The sequence below is a fragment of the Allobosea sp. 05T433 genome (genome assembly GCF_056396065.1).
In genome coordinates this window covers 38,831-55,809 of record NZ_JBFTKS010000001.1, presented here as the reverse complement: position 1 = coordinate 55,809, position 16,979 = coordinate 38,831, and the positions used below count along the sequence as shown (strand labels likewise).

At 64.8% G+C, this 16,979-nt stretch carries 15 protein-coding genes; 9 read left to right on the top strand and 6 right to left on the bottom strand.

All coding sequences use genetic code 11. The features are described from left to right. Positions 1–95: 95 nt before the first annotated feature. From AC1DGP_RS00245 to AC1DGP_RS00235, 3 genes are all read right to left on the bottom strand, one after another. Positions 96–932 carry a carbohydrate ABC transporter permease gene (locus AC1DGP_RS00245; RefSeq protein ID WP_113515117.1) on the bottom strand — a complete coding sequence of 279 codons (837 nt, stop codon included), beginning with the start codon at positions 930–932 and terminating at the stop codon, positions 96–98. Beyond that, a complete protein-coding gene (locus tag AC1DGP_RS00240) occupies positions 932–1,819 on the bottom strand; it encodes a carbohydrate ABC transporter permease (protein ID WP_441490115.1) in 888 nt (295 codons plus the stop codon). Before AC1DGP_RS00240 ends, AC1DGP_RS00245 begins: the two co-directional genes overlap by 1 nt. A 99-nt stretch (positions 1,820–1,918) precedes the next feature. Continuing rightward, on the bottom strand, positions 1,919–3,292 hold the full coding sequence (locus AC1DGP_RS00235) for an ABC transporter substrate-binding protein (RefSeq protein WP_441506135.1): 1,374 nt from the start codon (positions 3,290–3,292) through the stop codon (positions 1,919–1,921). A gap of 276 nt (positions 3,293–3,568) precedes the next feature. Here AC1DGP_RS00235 and AC1DGP_RS00230 point away from each other — a divergent pair, with 276 nt between their 5' ends. Both AC1DGP_RS00230 and AC1DGP_RS00225 read left to right on the top strand, forming a co-directional pair. Then, the gene (locus tag AC1DGP_RS00230) at positions 3,569–4,555 is read left to right on the top strand and encodes an ABC transporter substrate-binding protein (RefSeq protein WP_441506042.1); all 987 of its coding nucleotides are present in this window, start codon (positions 3,569–3,571) and stop codon (positions 4,553–4,555) included. A 23-nt stretch (positions 4,556–4,578) separates the two neighbouring features. Continuing rightward, positions 4,579–6,321 (top strand): ABC transporter permease, encoded by a 1,743-nt coding sequence (locus tag AC1DGP_RS00225; protein WP_441506041.1) that lies wholly within the window; start codon positions 4,579–4,581, stop codon positions 6,319–6,321. Positions 6,322–6,324: 3 nt separating this feature from the next. On the opposite strand, the gene AC1DGP_RS00220 is transcribed toward AC1DGP_RS00225, so the two are convergent. Then, entirely contained in the window at positions 6,325–7,251 is a 927-nt protein-coding gene (locus AC1DGP_RS00220; protein WP_441490118.1) for a LysR family transcriptional regulator, read from the bottom strand. Between the two features lie 124 nt (positions 7,252–7,375). Here AC1DGP_RS00220 and AC1DGP_RS00215 point away from each other — a divergent pair, with 124 nt between their 5' ends. From AC1DGP_RS00215 to nudC, 4 genes are all read left to right on the top strand, one after another. Beyond that, entirely contained in the window at positions 7,376–8,872 is a 1,497-nt protein-coding gene (locus AC1DGP_RS00215) for a CoA-acylating methylmalonate-semialdehyde dehydrogenase (protein ID WP_441479655.1), read from the top strand. A gap of 25 nt (positions 8,873–8,897) precedes the next feature. Beyond that, positions 8,898–10,046: an isobutyryl-CoA dehydrogenase gene (locus AC1DGP_RS00210; protein WP_441506040.1), complete on the top strand. Its 1,149-nt coding sequence runs from the start codon at positions 8,898–8,900 to the stop codon at positions 10,044–10,046. Between the two features lie 59 nt (positions 10,047–10,105). Then, positions 10,106–10,993: a 3-hydroxyisobutyrate dehydrogenase gene (mmsB, locus tag AC1DGP_RS00205; RefSeq protein WP_441506039.1), complete on the top strand. Its 888-nt coding sequence runs from the start codon at positions 10,106–10,108 to the stop codon at positions 10,991–10,993. Positions 10,994–11,183: 190 nt separating this feature from the next. Beyond that, positions 11,184–12,140 (top strand): NAD(+) diphosphatase, encoded by a 957-nt coding sequence (gene nudC, locus AC1DGP_RS00200; RefSeq protein ID WP_441506038.1) that lies wholly within the window; start codon positions 11,184–11,186, stop codon positions 12,138–12,140. A gap of 50 nt (positions 12,141–12,190) precedes the next feature. Here the strand turns inward: nudC and AC1DGP_RS00195 are convergent, their stop codons facing one another. Together AC1DGP_RS00195 and AC1DGP_RS00190 are read right to left on the bottom strand one after the other, a co-directional pair. Continuing rightward, on the bottom strand, positions 12,191–13,045 hold the full coding sequence (locus AC1DGP_RS00195; RefSeq protein ID WP_441506037.1) for a prephenate dehydratase: 855 nt from the start codon (positions 13,043–13,045) through the stop codon (positions 12,191–12,193). A 3-nt stretch (positions 13,046–13,048) separates the two neighbouring features. After that, positions 13,049–13,792: a 3-deoxy-manno-octulosonate cytidylyltransferase gene (locus tag AC1DGP_RS00190; RefSeq protein ID WP_069877650.1), complete on the bottom strand. Its 744-nt coding sequence runs from the start codon at positions 13,790–13,792 to the stop codon at positions 13,049–13,051. 198 nt (positions 13,793–13,990) lie between these two features. Between AC1DGP_RS00190 and AC1DGP_RS00185 the strand changes: the two genes are divergently transcribed. The 3 genes from AC1DGP_RS00185 (at position 13,991) to AC1DGP_RS00175 (ending at position 16,975) form a co-directional block, all read left to right on the top strand. Then, the gene (locus AC1DGP_RS00185) at positions 13,991–14,533 is read left to right on the top strand and encodes a c-type cytochrome (protein ID WP_441490124.1); all 543 of its coding nucleotides are present in this window, start codon (positions 13,991–13,993) and stop codon (positions 14,531–14,533) included. Between the two features lie 178 nt (positions 14,534–14,711). After that, positions 14,712–16,571 (top strand): extracellular solute-binding protein, encoded by a 1,860-nt coding sequence (locus AC1DGP_RS00180; RefSeq protein ID WP_441506036.1) that lies wholly within the window; start codon positions 14,712–14,714, stop codon positions 16,569–16,571. Positions 16,572–16,573: 2 nt separating this feature from the next. Further along, positions 16,574–16,975 carry a DUF4260 domain-containing protein gene (locus AC1DGP_RS00175; protein WP_441506035.1) on the top strand — a complete coding sequence of 134 codons (402 nt, stop codon included), beginning with the start codon at positions 16,574–16,576 and terminating at the stop codon, positions 16,973–16,975. Positions 16,976–16,979 lie beyond the last annotated feature (4 nt).

The window sequence follows — 16,979 nt, the reverse complement described above, 5'->3', positions numbered from 1 at the left end:
ATCGGTGTCTTGAACAATGGTCAAACCTGCGGCGCTCTTCCGGTCCGGTCAAGCGAGTAGGCCGGAAGGACGGCTGCGCGCACGGCGCAGATGGGTCAGCTCTTGACTGCCCCCGATGTCAGGCCCCCGACCATGTTCTTGCGGAAGCCATAATAGATCACAGCCGGCGGGATGGCGTAGAGCAGGCCCGCGGCCATCAGCAGATTCCAGGGTGCGTCATCCGCCGAGAGGAAGAGTCCAAGCCCCACTGCCAGAGGCACCGCCTTTTCGCTCGAGAGCAGCAGGAAGGCGTAGAGATACTCATTCCAGGCGAGCAGCAGCGCGTAGATGCCGATGACCACCATCGACGGCTTCATCAGCGGCAGATAGACCATGCGGAAGAGCTGCAGCGAGGTCGCGCCATCCATGATCGCCGCCTCGTCGAGTTCCTTCGGCAGCTTGTCGGAGGCCTGCTTCAGAACCCAGATCGCATAGGGCGAAGCCAGCGCGACCATGGCGAGGATCAGCGCAGTCTGCGTGTTGAGCAGCCCGTAGGAGCCCATCGCCTTGTACATCGGGATGGCGAGGAAGGCGGCCGGGATGAGGTAGGTCGCCAATGCCAGGTTCATGATCGTGCGCCCGCCCCTGACCCGCAGCCGGGCGATGGCGAAGGCGGCGCAGGTGGCAACGAAGAGCGTCAGCAGCCCCGTGGCCACGGCGATGAAGAAGCTGTTGAACATCTGCAGCCAGAAATTGGTCAGGTAATAATGCTGCTGCTTGAAGACGATCTGGAAGTTCTGGAGCGTCGGCTGATCGGGCCAGAGCTTGCCGGCCAGCATCGACTCCTGGTTGGAGATCGAGAGCACGAAGAGATGGTAGATCGGCAGAAGGGTCCAGAGCAGGACCGGGATCGCGATCAGGATCAGCTTGCCTTCGTCGAGAACCTTTTTCATCACTCGGCTCCCTTGGACAGGCGCTTCACCATCACGAAGACCATCGGCAGGATCAGCGGCATCGCGACGATGATGGAGGCGATACCGAGATCCAGGTTGTTGTTGCGCATGTAGCGGATGCCGAGTGTCGCCAGCACATGGTTCAAGTCGCCCGGCCCACCCCCGGTGAGCAGGTAGACGCTGTTGAAATCACCCAGCGTCCAGATCATCGAGAGCATGGTCGAGGTGACATAGAGCGTCGCCAGCGACGGCCAGGTGATGAAGCGGAACTGCTGCCACCCGTTGGCTCCGTCGACGCTCGCGGCCTCATAGAGATCCTGCGAGATCGCCAGGCGGCCGGTGACCAGGATCAGCGTCCAGAACGGCAGCGACTTCCAGATATGGACCATGATCGAGCTCGCGAAGGCGAGTGTCGGGTCGGTGAGCCAGCCCGGCCCCTCGACGATGCCGAACCAGTGGAAGAGCTGCTGGTTGAGCATGCCGTTCTCCGGGTTCAGCATCACCCGGAAGGACAGGATGGTCGGAATCGAGGGCACGGCCCAGGGCAGGATGAACAGCACCAGCACGATGCGCACCCAGGCGCGCTGCTGCACGAAGAAGCCCGAGAGCCAGAGCGCGAGCAGGAACTTGAGGTTCACCGCCACGAACAGGAAGATGATGGTATTGACTACCGTGCGAACGAAGATCGGGTCCGCGAAGAGTGCGCGATAGGACTGCCAGTTGAGCCCCAGCCAGAGGCCGTAACCGACCGGGTAGACCACCATCACGGCGAAGACGAGAATATAGGGCATCAGCATCAGCGCGCCCCAGAGCGCCCTGTCTCGCGTGTGGCCCGAGGTCATTTCGGCCGATACCGTTGCCGGCGCTGACATGGTGGTGGCGGTCATCAGTTGTCCTCCGAGGCCCCGCATTCTTTCGACGGGTCGGCATCCCACGGCGTGTTCGGCCGCAGGATGCCGTTTTCGCGGTCGTTCAGGTCGTCGGGATCAGCCGGCGATCTGCTTGATGCGAGCGATCATCTCGTCCACGGCCTGTTCGGGCGAGATCTTGTCCTGGACAACGCGGTTCACCGCCTTGGCCCAGACGTTCTCGGCATTCACGGTCGTGAAATTGTAGTTGTAGACGAACTGGAACGGAACAGTGCCGTCCTTGTACTGCTTGTAGACGACCGCGCGGTGCGGGTCCTTGCCATCGGACCAGAACGGAGCCTCGATGCCCTTGAGCGTCGTCGGCACCCAGCGCCCGGCCGAGCCCTCGACGAAGGGACGCAGGTTCTCGTCCTTCATCAGGAAGGCCATGAACTCCTTGCCGCGCTTCTTGTTCTTCGCATCGGCGAAGATCACGGCCGTCTTGACCGCCGCCAGGTTCGTCATGGGGCTGCCATCCGGCTTCCTCGGGAACTCGGCCGTGCGGATGTTCTCCTCGTAGTTCTTCTTCGCGGTCGCCCGCTGCTCGGCGGTCAGCGCCGGATTGTTCATGTCGTCCATGTGCTTGCCGGCGATCGAGATCGTGGCGTTATGCGTGGCAACGGTCGTGCGGTTGTGGAATGCGACGTTGTTGTCTGGGTCGAGCCAGTTCACCGACGAGGGCGGGGTGCAGCCGCGTTGGAAGATGTTCGCATAGGCCTTGACCGCCTCGATCATCCCGGCCCGGTTCTTGGGCTGGTCGAGGACGATCTTGCCGTTCTCGTCGACGACCTGCGCGTTGAAGGCGTTGGCGAAGGTCAGGAAGCTGTAGAAAGTGTCGGAGGCGGCGACGCCCATGGGATGGCCGATGCCGTAGATGCGCTTGCCCTTGGCCCGCAATGCGCCCTGAACCTTGTCACACCAGAAATCCCAATAACCGTCCCAGCCCTTGGGGATGTCCGCTTCCTTGAAGCCCGCCTCCTCCAGCATGTCCTTCCAGTAGGTGATGTGCATCATCTGCTGTTCGACGGGGAAGGCGTAGTAGGATTTCTTGCCGGCCTTGTTGTTCATCAGGAAGGTCGTCGCCAGCGCCTGCGGCTGGAACTCTGCCTTCATCGGCTCGATCACGTCGGTGACGTCCTCGAGCTTGCCGTCGAAGGCCCATTTCCCGGTCGTGCGGAAATCATAGGTGGTGCAGAAGCCGACATCGGGAGGCGTTCCGGCCTCGACGGCGCCGACCGATTTGGTCACGCAATCCTCAGTCGCATAGAGCGAGAGATCGACCTTGACGCCCGTCGCCTTCTGGAACTTGTCGACCACCGCGAGCAGGGCATCGTCCTCGCCCTTGTAGAAACCCTTGGTGAACCAGACCGTCACCGTCTCCTGCGCAACGGCGGCGCCGGACCAGCCGGCGGCGATCGCCGCGAAGGCTGCACCGGTCACGAGATAACGCATGGATTTCATTGAGAACCTCCCATTTCAAACGTTTAAATCTGACGTTTTGGTACGCCTTCACCGAGGAGACTAGTCGAAAACCCGTTCGACAAACAAGCCGGGCAGATGCGGGAAATTCGGGCAGGCCGGGCCGTTGGCCCGGTGGCGCATCAGCACCTTGTGGAGCAGTTGCACTGCCGCAAGCGGCCCCGGTGATGACAGGTCACGGATGTGTCATATACGCGGTCTACCGCGAGTGCCGGAGGCCGGCCGGCCGACGGACAGGAGAGAAAGACAATGCATTCGAAGGCGATGATCGCTCTGGCTGCGACGGGCCTTGCCCTTTGCCTGGCCCCTCTCGCTGTCCAGGCGGCCGAGGGCAAGCTGGTTCTTTACACCAGCCAGCCCAATACCGACGCCCAGCAGACCATCGATGCCTTCAAGGCGAAATACCCCAAGGTCGAGATCAGCTTCGTGCGCGACGGCACACCGCGCATCATGGCCAAGCTCAGGGCCGAGATCGAGGCCGGCGCGCCTCAGGCCGATGTTCTTCTGATCGCCGATTCGGTGACGATGGAAGGGCTGAAGCAGGAGAACCGGCTGCTCGCGCATGAAGCCGCCGCGACATCGGCCTATCCCGCCGGCATTCACGACCCGCAGAAGATGTGGTTCGCGACCAAGCTGATCACCACCGGCATCGTCTACAACACCAAGGCGGGACTGAAGCCGACCAGCTGGCTCGACCTCGGCAAGCCGGAGGTCAAGAACCTGCTGGCCATGCCGAGCCCCCTGAACTCCGGCGCAGCTTTGATCCACACCATGACGCTCGCGGGCAACCTGCCCGGTGGCTGGGGCTACTATGAGACCCTCAGGAACAACGGTGCGCTGGCAGCAGGTGGCAATGGCGACATCCTGAGGCAAGTCGCGACCGGCGAGAAGCTCTACGGCATGATCGTCGACTTCATGCCGATCCGCGAGAAGGCCAAGGGCGCGCCGGTCGAGTTCGTGTTCCCGAGCGAGGGCGTCTCCGCCGTCAGCGAACCGGTCGCGATCCTCAAGAGCACCAGGAATCCGGAGGCCGCCAAGGCGTTCGTCGATTTCCTGATCTCCAGGGATGGCCAGGAACTTGCCCTGAAGCAGGGCTATGTCGCGGCACACCCCGACGTTGCGCTGCCCGCGGGCTATCCCGAGCGCGCCGCCATCAAGCTGATGCCGTTCGATGCGGCCAAGGCGCTGGCCGACGAGACCGCAGCGCGCAAGCGCTTCAGCGCGATCTTCGAGTAAGCCCAAGCCAGGCCGGACGCAGCATGACCCTCGTCGCCCGCTCCGACCGGCCGCATATCGGGCAACCTCGGCTCCTGCCGGGGTTGCACCTGCCTTCAGGGCTCGGGCTGCCCGTGCTGGTGGCGCTTTGCGTCCTGGTCTTCGGTGGCCTTCCCTTCCTGCGCCTCCTGCTCGCCGCTTTCGCGCCCGGCGGCCGGTTCATGCCGGATGCAGCCCTCGCCGAAATCGGCAGCCGGGCCGCCCTCACCGCGACCTTGCACAGCATCGAGACCGCCGGTCTCTCTGCGCTCGGCGCCTTCGCGATTGGCGGCGCCGTCGCGATCCTGCTCGCAGTGACCGATCTACGCGGCAAGCGTCCGCTGGCCTTCGCCTTCGTCTTCTCGATGATGATCGCGCCGCAGGTGGCGGCGCTCGCCTTCCTCAGCCTGACCGCCCCCCACTCTCCCATTCTTGGCGCGCTCGGCCTGACACCGGCGCCGGGAACCCCCAATCCCCTGCTGGGCCGCGGCGGGATCATCCTGGTCATGGCGCTGCATCATGCGCCGCTGGTCGCGATCACGCTCTGGAGCGGGCTGCGCAGCATCCCGCATTCCCTGGTCGAGGCGGCGCAGCTCGAAGGTGCGGCGCCACCGACGATCATCACCCGCATCCTGCTGCCGGTGCTGCGCCCGCAGATCGTCGCAGCCGGGTTGATCGCCTTCGTCGCCGGCATCGGCAATTTCGGCATTCCTGCACTGCTCGGACTGCCGATGAACTATCTCACCCTGCCAACCCTGATCTACCGGCGGCTTTCGAGCTTTGGACCGGCGGGGCTGCCGGATGCCGCGGCGCTGTCGTTGCTCGTCGCGCTGGTCGCCGGCCTCGGCATTCTCGCAAGCATCCTTGCGACGCGCCGCGGCGGCAAGGTCGAAATCGAGCGCCCCTTGCAGCCCTTCTGGCCCCTCGGCAGCGCCCGCCCCTTCGTCACGGCCGGCCTCTGGCTCCTGATCGCCCTCAAGCTCGGCCTGCCCTTCCTTGCCTTGCTCAGCGAGGCACTGACGCCAGCGCTCGGCGTCGCGCTCTCCTGGCAGAGCCTGACCTTCGACAAGTTCACCGAGGTGCTGCTGCGCCAGGACGTGACAGCGCGCGCCTTCCGCAATTCCTTCCTGTTCGCCGGCACCGCAGCGGTGATCCTTGCGCTGGCCTCGATCGCCTTCGCCTATGCGCTGGAGCGGCGAATGGGCAAGGCGAGGCGTGTCGTCGAACTCGTCATCGAGCTGCCCTACGCCTTGCCCGGCGTGGTGCTCGCCATCGCCTGCATCCTGATGTTCCTGAAGCCGCTGCCGCTGATCGGCGTCAGCATCTATGCGACACCATTCATCATCCTCTTCGCCTATCTGGCGCGCTTCCTGCCGCTGGCGCTGAAGGCCCCGATCGCGGCAATGGCGCAGATCGAGGCGCATCACGAAGAGGCGGCGAAACTCGATGGTGTCACGCTCTGGCAGATGCTGCGTTTCATCGTGGCGCCGATCCTCGCCCCGGCTGCGACGGTCAGTGCGCTGATGGTGTTCCTCGTGGCCTTCAACGAGCTCACCGTCTCGGCCCTGCTCTGGTCCTCGGGAACCGAGACGCTGGGCGTCGTTCTGTTCAGCCTGAAGGAAGCCGGGCTCGCCGGCGAGGCGGCAGCGGTCGCGATCAGCGCCTCGGCGGTGATCCTTTGCGTGATGCTGCTGCTCGACCTTTGCGCCAAGCGCCTGCCGGAGAATGTCCTGCCCTGGCGGATCTGAGCATCACTCCGCCGCCTGCGTCTCGATCCTGGGCTCGCCCATCATCAGCGAGCGCGCCGCCTTCGCCTCGCGAACAATGAAATCGACGATGGCGCGCACGCGGGCGACATCCTTGAGATCGGCATGGACCAGCAACCAGAACGAGCGCGTGATCGACACCTTATGCGGCAGGACGGGCACCAGGCGCGGCTCTGTCGCCGCCATGAAATGATGGATGACGCCGATACCGGCGCCGGCAACCACCGCATTCATCTGGGCCAGCACATTCGAGCTCTGCACCTGCGCCCGTAGGCCTTTGGCGACCTCGTCGAGATAGTCGAGCTCCGGCGTGAAGATCAGGTCGTCGATATAGCCGACGATCCGATGTTCGAAGAGGTCGTCGGGCTTCGCGACCACCGGCATGCTGTCGAGATACTCGCGCGTCGCATAGAGGCCGAGCCGGTAATCGCAGAGCTTGCGCGCGACGACCTTGCCCTCCTTGGGCGGCGCCAGCGTGATCGCGACATCGGCCTCCCGCTTGGACAGCGACAGCAGCCTCGGCATGGCGATGAGCTGCAGCTCGAGCCCGGGATAGGCCTTGGCGAGGCCGGCCAGGCGCGGCGCCAGGAAACAGGTCCCGAAACCGTCCGGCGCGCCGATCCGCACAGTGCCGGCCAGCGCCATGTCGGCGCCGCCGATATCGCTCTGGATCGCGAGCGCCTCGGTTTCCATGCTCTCGGCCTTGGCCAGCAATCGCTCGCCATGGGCTGTGAGGGTGTAGCCCTGCGGCCGGCGCTCGAAGAGCTTGGCCTTGAGCGATTCCTCCAGAGAGGTGACACGACGTGAGACCGTGGCATGATCGGCGCCCAAACGCCGGGCCGCAGCCGTCAGCCGGCCGGAGCGGGCAACAGCGAGAAAGAAGCGCAGATCATCCCAGTCGAACCTCTCCAAGACGCTCTCCCTGATATTTGCTTTTGCGCACGGCGACCGCTTGATAGTTGCTATAGCCGTGCACAAACGAGAATGGTAGGGGTGAGGCCAATCAAGACACCACACCATTCGTAGGGAGGGCGCGATGCGTCAGGTCGGTCATTTCATTGGTGGCAAGCACGTCGCCGGAACCTCGGGCCGCACGGCCGACATCTACCAGCCGATGGACGGAACCGTGATCGGCAAGGTCGCGCTCGCCTCTCCCGCCGAGATGCGCGCCGCTGTCGAAAACGCACTGGCGGCGCAGCCGAAATGGGCGGCGGTCAACCCGCAGCGCCGCGCCCGAGTGCTGATGAAGTTCCTCGACCTCATCGCGCAGAACAATGACGAGCTGGCCGAGCTGCTCGCCCGCGAGCACGGCAAGACCATCGCCGACGCCAAAGGCGACATTCAGCGCGGCGTCGAGGTCGTCGAGTTCTCGCTCGGCATCCCGAACCTGATGAAGGGTGAATTCACCGACGGCGCCGGCCCGGGCATCGACATCTATTCGATGCGCCAGCCGCTCGGCGTCTGCGCCGGCATCACGCCCTTCAATTTCCCCGCAATGATCCCGCTCTGGAAGCTCGGCCCCGCCATCGCCTGCGGCAATGCCTTCATCCTGAAGCCGTCCGAGCGCGATCCCGGCGTGCCGATGCGTCTGGCCGAGCTGTTCATCGAAGCCGGCGGTCCTCCCGGCATCCTCAATGTCGTCAATGGCGACAAGGAAGCGGTCGACGCCATCCTCGACGATCACGACATCAAGGCCGTCGGCTTCGTCGGCTCGACCCCGATCGCTGAGTACATCTATGCCCGTGGCTGCGCCAACGGGAAGCGCGTGCAGTGCTTCGGCGGCGCCAAGAACCACATGATCATCATGCCGGATGCCGACATGGACCAGGCCGTCGACGCGCTGATCGGCGCCGGCTACGGCTCGGCCGGCGAGCGCTGCATGGCGATCTCGGTGGCGGTTCCGGTCGGCAAGGCCACCGCCGATGAACTGGTGAAGCGCCTCATCCCTCGCGTCGAGAGCCTGAAGATCGGCCCCTCCACCGACTCTTCCGCCGATTACGGCCCGGTCGTCACCAGGCAGGCGCTCGACAAGATCAAGGGCTATGTCGAGACCGGCATCAACGAGGGCGCCAAGCTCGTCGTCGATGGACGCGGCTTCAAGATGCAGGGCTACGAGAACGGCTTCTACATGGGTGGCTGCCTGTTCGACCATGTGACGCCCGACATGCGCATCTACAAGGAAGAGATCTTCGGCCCCGTGCTCTCGGTCGTGCGCGCCAAGGACTATGAGGAAGGCCTCAAGCTCGCCAACGACCACGAATACGGCAACGGCGTCGCTATCTACACCCGCGACGGCGATGCGGCGCGCGACTTCGCTTCCCGCGTCCAGGTCGGCATGGTCGGCGTCAACGTGCCGATCCCGGTGCCGCTGGCCTATTACACCTTCGGTGGCTGGAAGCGTTCGTCCTTCGGCGATCTCAACCAGCACGGCCCGGACTCGATCCGCTTCTACACCAAGACCAAGACGGTGACCTCGCGTTGGCCGTCCGGCGTCAAGGATGGAGCAAGCTTCGTCATCCCGACGATGGGCTGAGACCCCGGACGACAAGGATCGCGACATGTTCTCCCTCACCGAAGACCAGATCGCGATCCGCGACATGGCGCAGGGTTTCGCTTCAGAGACCCTCGCCCCTCATGCCCTGCGCTGGGATGAGGAGAAGCACTTCCCGGTCGAGGAGATGCGCCAGGCCGCCGCGCTCGGCATGGGCGGCATCTATATTGGCGAGGATGTCGGCGGCTCCGGACTGTCACGGCTCGACGCGACGCTGATCTTCGAAGCGCTGGCGACCGGCTGCCCGACGATCGCAGCCTATATCTCGATCCACAACATGTGCGCCTGGATGATCGACCGCTACGGCTCGGAGGATCAACGCCATGCCTGGCTGCCAAAGCTCTGTTCGATGGAGCATCTGGCGAGTTACTGCCTGACGGAGCCCGGTGCAGGATCGGACGCCGCCGCGCTGAAGACCAGGGCGGTCCGCGACGGCGATGATTACGTGCTCGACGGCCAGAAGCAGTTCATCTCCGGCGCCGGCGTCTCCGACATCTATGTCGTGATGGTGCGCACCGGCGAGGCCGGCCCCTCAGGCATCTCGACGCTCGTCGTCGAGAACGGCACGCCCGGCCTGTCCTTCGGGGCCAACGAGAAGAAGATGGGCTGGAATGCGCAGCCGACGCGCGCCGTGATCTTCGAGAATTGCCGCGTCCCCGTGGCGAACCGCCTCGGGTCCGAGGGTATCGGCTTCAAGATCGCGATGGCAGGGCTCGATGGCGGCCGGCTCAATATCGGAGCCTGCTCGCTCGGTGGAGCACAAGACGCGCTCGACAAGGCGCTGGCCTACGCCCAGGAGCGCAAGGCCTTTGGCGCACGCATCGCCGATTTCCAGGCACTGCGGTTCAAGCTTGCCGACATGGCGACCGAACTCGAGGCGGCGCGGACGTTCCTGTGGCGGGCAGCCTCGGCACTCGACCAGAAGGCACCCGACGCGACCAAGCTCTGCGCCATGGCCAAGCGGGTTGCCACCGATACCGGCTTCGCGGTCGCGAACGAGGCGCTGCAGATTCATGGCGGCTACGGCTATCTCGCCGATTACGGCATCGAGAAGATCGTGCGGGACCTGCGCGTGCATCAGATCCTGGAAGGCACGAACGAGGTCATGCGCATGATCGTGGCGCGCTCGCTGGTAGGGCGGGCAAAGGGGAACTAGCCTCAGAGCCGGGATATCCCTGCCCCATGGAAAAGTTTCTCAAACGACGAGGTTAGACCATGACCAGCATCGCCTTCATCGGGCTCGGCAATATGGGCGGCCCGATGGCCGCCAATCTCGTCAAGGCCGGACATCAGGTCAGCGCCTTCGACCTGGTGCAGGCCTCGCAGGACGCTGCGGCCGAACTCGGCGTGCATATCGCGGGCTCGGCCAGGGAGGCGGTCGCCAATGCCGAGGTCGTCGTCACCATGCTGCCGGCGGGCAAGCATGTGCTCGCGGTCTGGGCCGACATCCTGCCCGTGGTGAAGGCTGGCACGCTGATCATCGATTCCTCGACGATCGATGTCGAAAGTGCCCGCAAGGCGCATGCGCTGGCCACCGAACGCGGCTGCCTCTCGCTCGATGCGCCGGTTTCCGGCGGTGTCGGCGGCGCAAGGGGCGCGACGCTGACCTTCATGGTCGGCGGTTCGAAGGAGGCTTTCGAGAAGGGAGACCCGATCCTCTCCGCCATGGGCCGGCGCGTCGTCCATTGCGGACCCTCCGGCAACGGCCAGGCGGCGAAGATCTGCAACAACATGATCCTGGGCATCTCGATGATCGGCGTCTCCGAGGCCTTCGTTCTGGCCGAGAAGCTCGGCTTGTCGCATCAGGCCCTGTTCGACGTCGCATCGACCTCATCCGGCCAGTGCTGGTCGCTGACCACCTACTGCCCCGTTCCCGGCCCGGTGCCGACATCGCCGGCCAATAACGACTACAAGCCGGGCTTCGCTTCCGCGCTGATGCTGAAGGACCTGAAGCTCGCGCAGGAGGCCGCCCAGGCAGCCGGTGCTGCGACGCCTCTCGGCGCAGCCGCAGCCCAGCTTTTCGGCCTGCACAATGCCTGGGGTGAAGGCGGCTCCGATTTCTCTGCGATCATCCATCTGCTGCGCGGACGCGGCGAGCGCTAGATCGCCGATCTTGCATCGGCTTTCCCGAAAACCGCAATCCACTTTTCGGGCCGATGCTTTAAGGCACGACCAACCCGCCGGGAGCAGACCCGCCTCGCGCCTTCCACCTCTGGCGCAGGCGGCACTTTGCCGCTAGCACATCCGCCTATACGGCGGCTGTTCTTAAGCCGCCTGCCAGACGGGTGTGCGCATGAACGATGTCTCCTTTCGACGCGAACGCTCGGCCCTGACCGGCTTTGCCACGAACCCGCTCGACCGCCGCGGCGACCTGCGTGACCGTCCCGACGCGGTCGAGGGCTTTCGGGCTTCGCCCGGTACGCGCCACGCGATCGTCTCCGGCGAGACGCCGATCCTGAAGCGGATCGACGCCGAGACGTTGACGATCTGGTTCGCCGAGAGCGAGGCCGACGCTATCGGCAAGGCGCATGAGGAAGTCTTCCTCGGACTCGACCCGCAAGGGACCGCCTGCTTTGGCCGACTGGTCGACCGGGAGCTCGCCGAGACGCTGCGCGAGCGTGACGACCTCCTGGTCAGCGACCTGCGCTCGATCGCCCTGAAGCGGCTCGTCCCAGCCGAAGAGGTCGGGCCGCTGGGCGAGGCCAAGGCCCTGCTCGACTGGCATGCGCGGCATCGCTTCTGCGCCCGCTGCGGCGGGCTCTCGCCGACGGTGAGCGGCGGCTGGCGGCGCGAATGCTCGCAATGCGGCACGCTGCACTTCCCGCGCACCGATCCGGTCGTGATCATGCTCGCGGTGCGCGGCGATCAGTGCTTCCTGGCCCGTCAGGCCCGGTTCGCGCCGGGCATGTATTCCTGCATTGCCGGCTTTCTCGAGCCCGGCGAGACCTTTGAGGATGCGGTACGCCGCGAAACCCTCGAGGAAGCAGGGCTGCGCACCGGCGCCGTGCGCTATGTCGCCTCGCAGCCCTGGCCCTTCCCGTCTTCCCTGATGATCGGCTGCATCAGCGAAGCGCTGAACGACGACATCACGCTGGACGGGAACGAACTCGAAGCAGGGCGCTGGTTCTCGCGGGAGGAGGCGCTGCAGATGCTGGAGGGGAGGCATCCGGACGGGCTGTCCTGCCCGCCCCATATGGCGATCGCGAACACGATCCTGAAGGCGTGGGCCGAGGACGGCGTCACGCCCTAGCACGTGAGGGCGTCTGCAGCCGACGCGGTTTCCGGTCGGCTGCGATCGGCCTATTCTCCCGGCTCGGCGAGGCTCGCGCGGAACGCGTGCGCCGGGTAGACGCCGAGAATCTTCATCTCCTTGGAGAAATACTCGAGCTCCGTCAGGGCCCGCTTCAGGTCCGCGTCATCAGGATGCCCTTCGACATCGCAGTAGAACATCGTCGCTGAGAAATGGCCGTCGACCATGTAGCTCTCGAGCTTGGTCATATTGATGCCGTTGGTGGCAAAACCGCCCAGCGCCTTGTACAGCGCCGCCGGGATGTTGCGCACGCGGAACATCAGCGTCGTCACGGTCTTCTTCGTGCCCTGGCGGGCGAATTCCGGGTATTTCGAAAGCACGACGAAGCGCGTGGTGTTGTGCTTCTCGTCCTCGATGTCCTCCATCAGGATGTTCAGCCCGTAGACTTCGGCGGCGATATGCGGCGCGATCGCTGCGCGGGTGACGTCGCCGGCTTCCGCGACCTGCCGGGCCGAGCCGGCGGTGTCGGCAGCGACCTCGGCCTTGAGGCCAAGCTTCTTGATGATCTTGCGGCACTGGCCGAGCGCATGGATATGGCTCTGCACGGTCTTCAGGGTGGCGAGCGTCGCTCCCTGCACCGCCATCAGGTGAAAGCGGATCGGCAGGAAATGCTCGCCGATGATGTGCAGGCCGGAACGCGGCAGAAGATGGTGGATATCGGCAACGCGACCGGCGATCGAATTGTCGATCGGGATCATGCCATAGCGGGCCGTTCCGTCGCTGACCGCGGACAGGGCATCCTCGAAGGTTGCGCAAGGCAGCAATTCGCAATCCGGAAAGACCTGCAGGGCGGCCTGAGAGGAGAAGGCTCCGGGCTCGCCCTGGTAGGACACGACGACAGACATGATTCAGGCTCCGAGGCGGGATTTCAGGAGCGCGCGGGCGCGATCCAGGTCAGGAGGCGTGTCGACGCCGCGCGGGACGTGATCGATGACCATCACGTCGATGCGCATGCCGTCTTCCAGTGCACGCAGTTGCTCGAGCTTCTCGCGGAGTTCGAGCGGCGATTGCGGCAGGCTGACGAAGCGATCGAGCGCACGGCGGCGATACGCATAGAGGCCGACATGGTGATAGAGCGGCCCCTCGCCGCTCGGCGCGGTGGCACGGGTAAAGTAGAGTGCGCGCATCCGGCCAGGACTGATCTCGCTGCCGATCAGCTTGACGACGCTCGGTGCGGTCTTCTCGTCCTCGTCGGTAATGACCCCGGCCAGGGTCGCGATGTCGACGGCCGCGTCCGCAAGCGGCTTCACCGCGGCAGCGATCGCGCTCGGCTCAAGCGTGGGAAAATCTCCCTGGACGTTGACGATGATGTCGTGGCGCCCCTGCGGGTCGACGATATCCGCCGCTTCCTTGATTCGATCCGAGCCGGTCTGGTGGTGGATGCTGGTCATCACCGCTCTCCCCCCGGCCTTCTCGATGGCCGCGACGATGCGCGGCTCGTCAGTGGCGACGACCACGGCACCGACGCCCGATTCCATCGCTCGGCGCCAGACATGCACGATCATCGGTTCGCCCAGGATGTCTGCCAGAGGCTTGTCGGGCAGGCGGGTCGCCTGCATGCGGGCGGGAATCAGGATCAGCGGGTCCGACATCGGCAACAGCTCTGGGGGGAAGGTCGCGAGGCTGCGACGGGAGGCGTCAAAAGGTCTCAAAGAGGTGCGTGCTTATACGAGTTGCAATGAAGCGCGCAAAGCGGTTAAGCAACGGCCGTGTGTCGGCGCTCCCAGGCTCCGGCCGGAGCGCTGCTATGCCTTGCCTGTCCTGTGGCGAGGCCCAAGGGTTTCGATGCGATGAATATCGAGCTGAACAAGATTGCCGGCGCGGGACTGTCCACGCTGCTCGTGGTGATGGCCCTGAACATGGCCGCCGGCATTGTCTTCGCGCCGCACAAGCCGGCCGTGCCCGGCTTCGATCTGCCGAGTCCGGAGCCAGCTGCCGCCGGCGGTGCAACCGCTGCGGCTCCAGTTGCGGACGCGCCGATCGTGGAACGTCTCGCCAAGGCCGATCCGGCCCGTGGCGAAAAGGCTGTCGGCGCCTGCAAGGCCTGCCACACCTTCGAGAAGGGCGGCGCCAACAAGGTCGGCCCGCATCTCTTTGACGTCTATGGTCGCAGCAAGGGGTCGATCGACGGCTTCGGCTATTCGGCCGCGATGAAAGGCCATTCCTCCGAGAAGTGGGAAGCCGAGCAGCTCGACGGCTTCCTGAAGGGTCCGAAGGCCTATATGCCAGGAACGACGATGGCTTTCGCCGGCCTGACCAAGCCCGATACCCGTGCCGACGTGATCGCCTATCTCAACACGCTCGCGGATGCGCCGAAGCCGCTTCCGAAATGAGTCTTGCGTCGATTCGGCGCGCCTGAATGATTGCAAGCCGGGCCCTTGAGCCCGGCTTTTGCTTGCTCCCGCCATGCTCTTGCCCTCACCATGGCGAGGAATCTCCTCTCCGCGCTGGTATCGACCTCACGGGTCGACATAATCGGCCAGCGAATCAGTTGCAGGAGGACGAGGCACCATGGCGATGCGCATCACACGCCGCAGGCTGCTCGAAGCCGGTGGAGCAGCGCTGGCAAGTGCGGGCCTGCCCGGCCGGGCCCTGGCCGAGACCGGGGAGGTTCATGGCCTCTCGACTTTCGGCGAACTGGCGCTCCCCGCGGATTTTCCGCATTTCGCCTATGTGAACCCGAAGGCCCCGAAGGGCGGCACGATCACGCTGCAGATCAAGCGGGCCGGCGGCAACCAGAACTTCGACACCTTCAACACGCTGAACACCTTCGTGCTGCAGGGCGATGGCGCCGCTGGCATGGATGCGTGCTTCGACAGCCTGATGTCCGGCTCCGGCGACGAGCCAGGCGCGCTCTACGGCTTGCTGGCGAAGAGCGTCGCAATCTCCGGGGACAGGCTGACCTACCGTTTTCGGCTCAGGCCCGAGGCGCGTTTCCATGACGGAAGCCGGGTGACCGCTTCCGATGTCGCCTTCTCCATGAATATCCTGAAGAGCAAGGGACACCCATCCTACCGCCTGATCCTGAACGAGCTGGTCTCGTCGGTGGCGGAAGGCGACGACATCGTCATCGTCACGCTTTCGCCGAAGCGCGGTCGCGACCTGCACCTCGTCGTCGCAGGCCTGCCGGTCTTCTCCGCGAAATTCTGGTCGACGCGGAACTTCGACGCCTCGACGCTGGAACCACCGCTTGGGTCCGGCCCCTACAAGGTGGGGCGGTTCGAACAAGGCCGCTTCATCGAATTCGAGCGGGTTCCCGACTACTGGGGCAAGGACCTGCCGGTGAATGTCGGCGTCAATAATTTCGACCGCACGCGCTGGGAGTATTTCCGCGACCGGCAGGTCGCCTTCGAGGCCTTCAAGAGCGGCATCGTTACCTTCCAGGAGGAATTCACCTCCCGGATCTGGGCGACCGGCTATGACTTCCCGGCGATCAAGGACGGCAAGGTCAAGAAGGAATCCCTGCCCAATACCGAGCCGACCGGCTCGCAGGGCTGGTATTTCAACCTGCGCCGCGATGCCTTCAAGGACCCGCGCATCCGCGAGGCGATCGGGCTCTGCTTCGATTTCGAGTGGACCAACAAGAACATCATGTTCGGCTCCTTTGCCCGCATGACCTCGTTCTTCGAGAACTCGGATTCCAAGGCTGTGGGCACACCCTCGCCCGAAGAGCTCGCTCTGCTCGAACCCTTCCGTGGCAAGGTGCCGGACGAAGTCTTCGGCGAGGTCTATCTCCCGCCGGTCAGCGACGGCTCTGGAAGCGACCGCGCCCTGCTGCGCAAGGCGGACGATATGTTCCGCGCAGCCGGCTGCAAGCGGGACGGCAATGTGCTGAAGCTGCCCGATGGCAAGCCCTTCGAGATCGAGTTCCTCGATTTCCAGGCCTCGCTCCAGCCACATACCCAGCCGTTCCAGGCCAATCTCAAGCGCCTGGGCATCAACGCGACCTCGCGCATCGTCGATGCCGCGCAGTACCAGCGAAGACTCGATGAATTCGATTTCGACGTGGTCAGTCGTGCGTTGACGGGCAGCGCGATTCCCAGCGATTCCCTGCGCATCGTCTATGGTTCCGAAGCCGCGAAGACGCGCGGCTCGCGCAACGTCGCCGGCATCAGCGATTCAGCCATCGACGCGATGATCGATCGGATCGGCCAGGCCGATAGCTACAAGGACGTCGTAGTGGCGGCCAAGGCGCTGGACCGGCTGCTGCGCGCCGGCCGCTATTGGGTGCCGATGTGGTGGAACCCGAATGAATGGCTGGCTTACTGGGACATGTTCGACCGGCCGGCATCCAAGCCGAAATACACGTCCGGCGCCCCCGCCATCTGGTGGTTCGACGCCGAGAAAGCCAAGCGGATCGGGAAGGCGTGAGGATGGCAGCGGAAGCCCGAGGCCAGGTCAGCGGAACTCCCAGGGTTCTCCTGCGCCTCGAAGGACTTGTGCTCGGCGTGCTGTGCATCTGGCTCTTTGCCGGCACCGGCGCATCGTGGTGGCTCTTTGCTGCACTGATCCTGGCCCCGGATCTCGGCATGCTCGGCTATCTCGCCAATCCGAGGCTGGGCGCCACGATCTATAACGCCGCTCACTCGCTGATCGGTCCGGCCTTGCTGGCAATCGCGGGCCTTTCGCTGGCCCTGCCGACGGCCCTTGTGATCGCGCTGATCTGGGCCGGGCATATCGAGTTCGACCGGGCGCTGGGCTATGGCCTGAAATACCCCTCGCTCTTTGCCGACACCCATCTCGGTGTGCTTGGTCCTTCCCGAAAGGCMGGGTGAACGG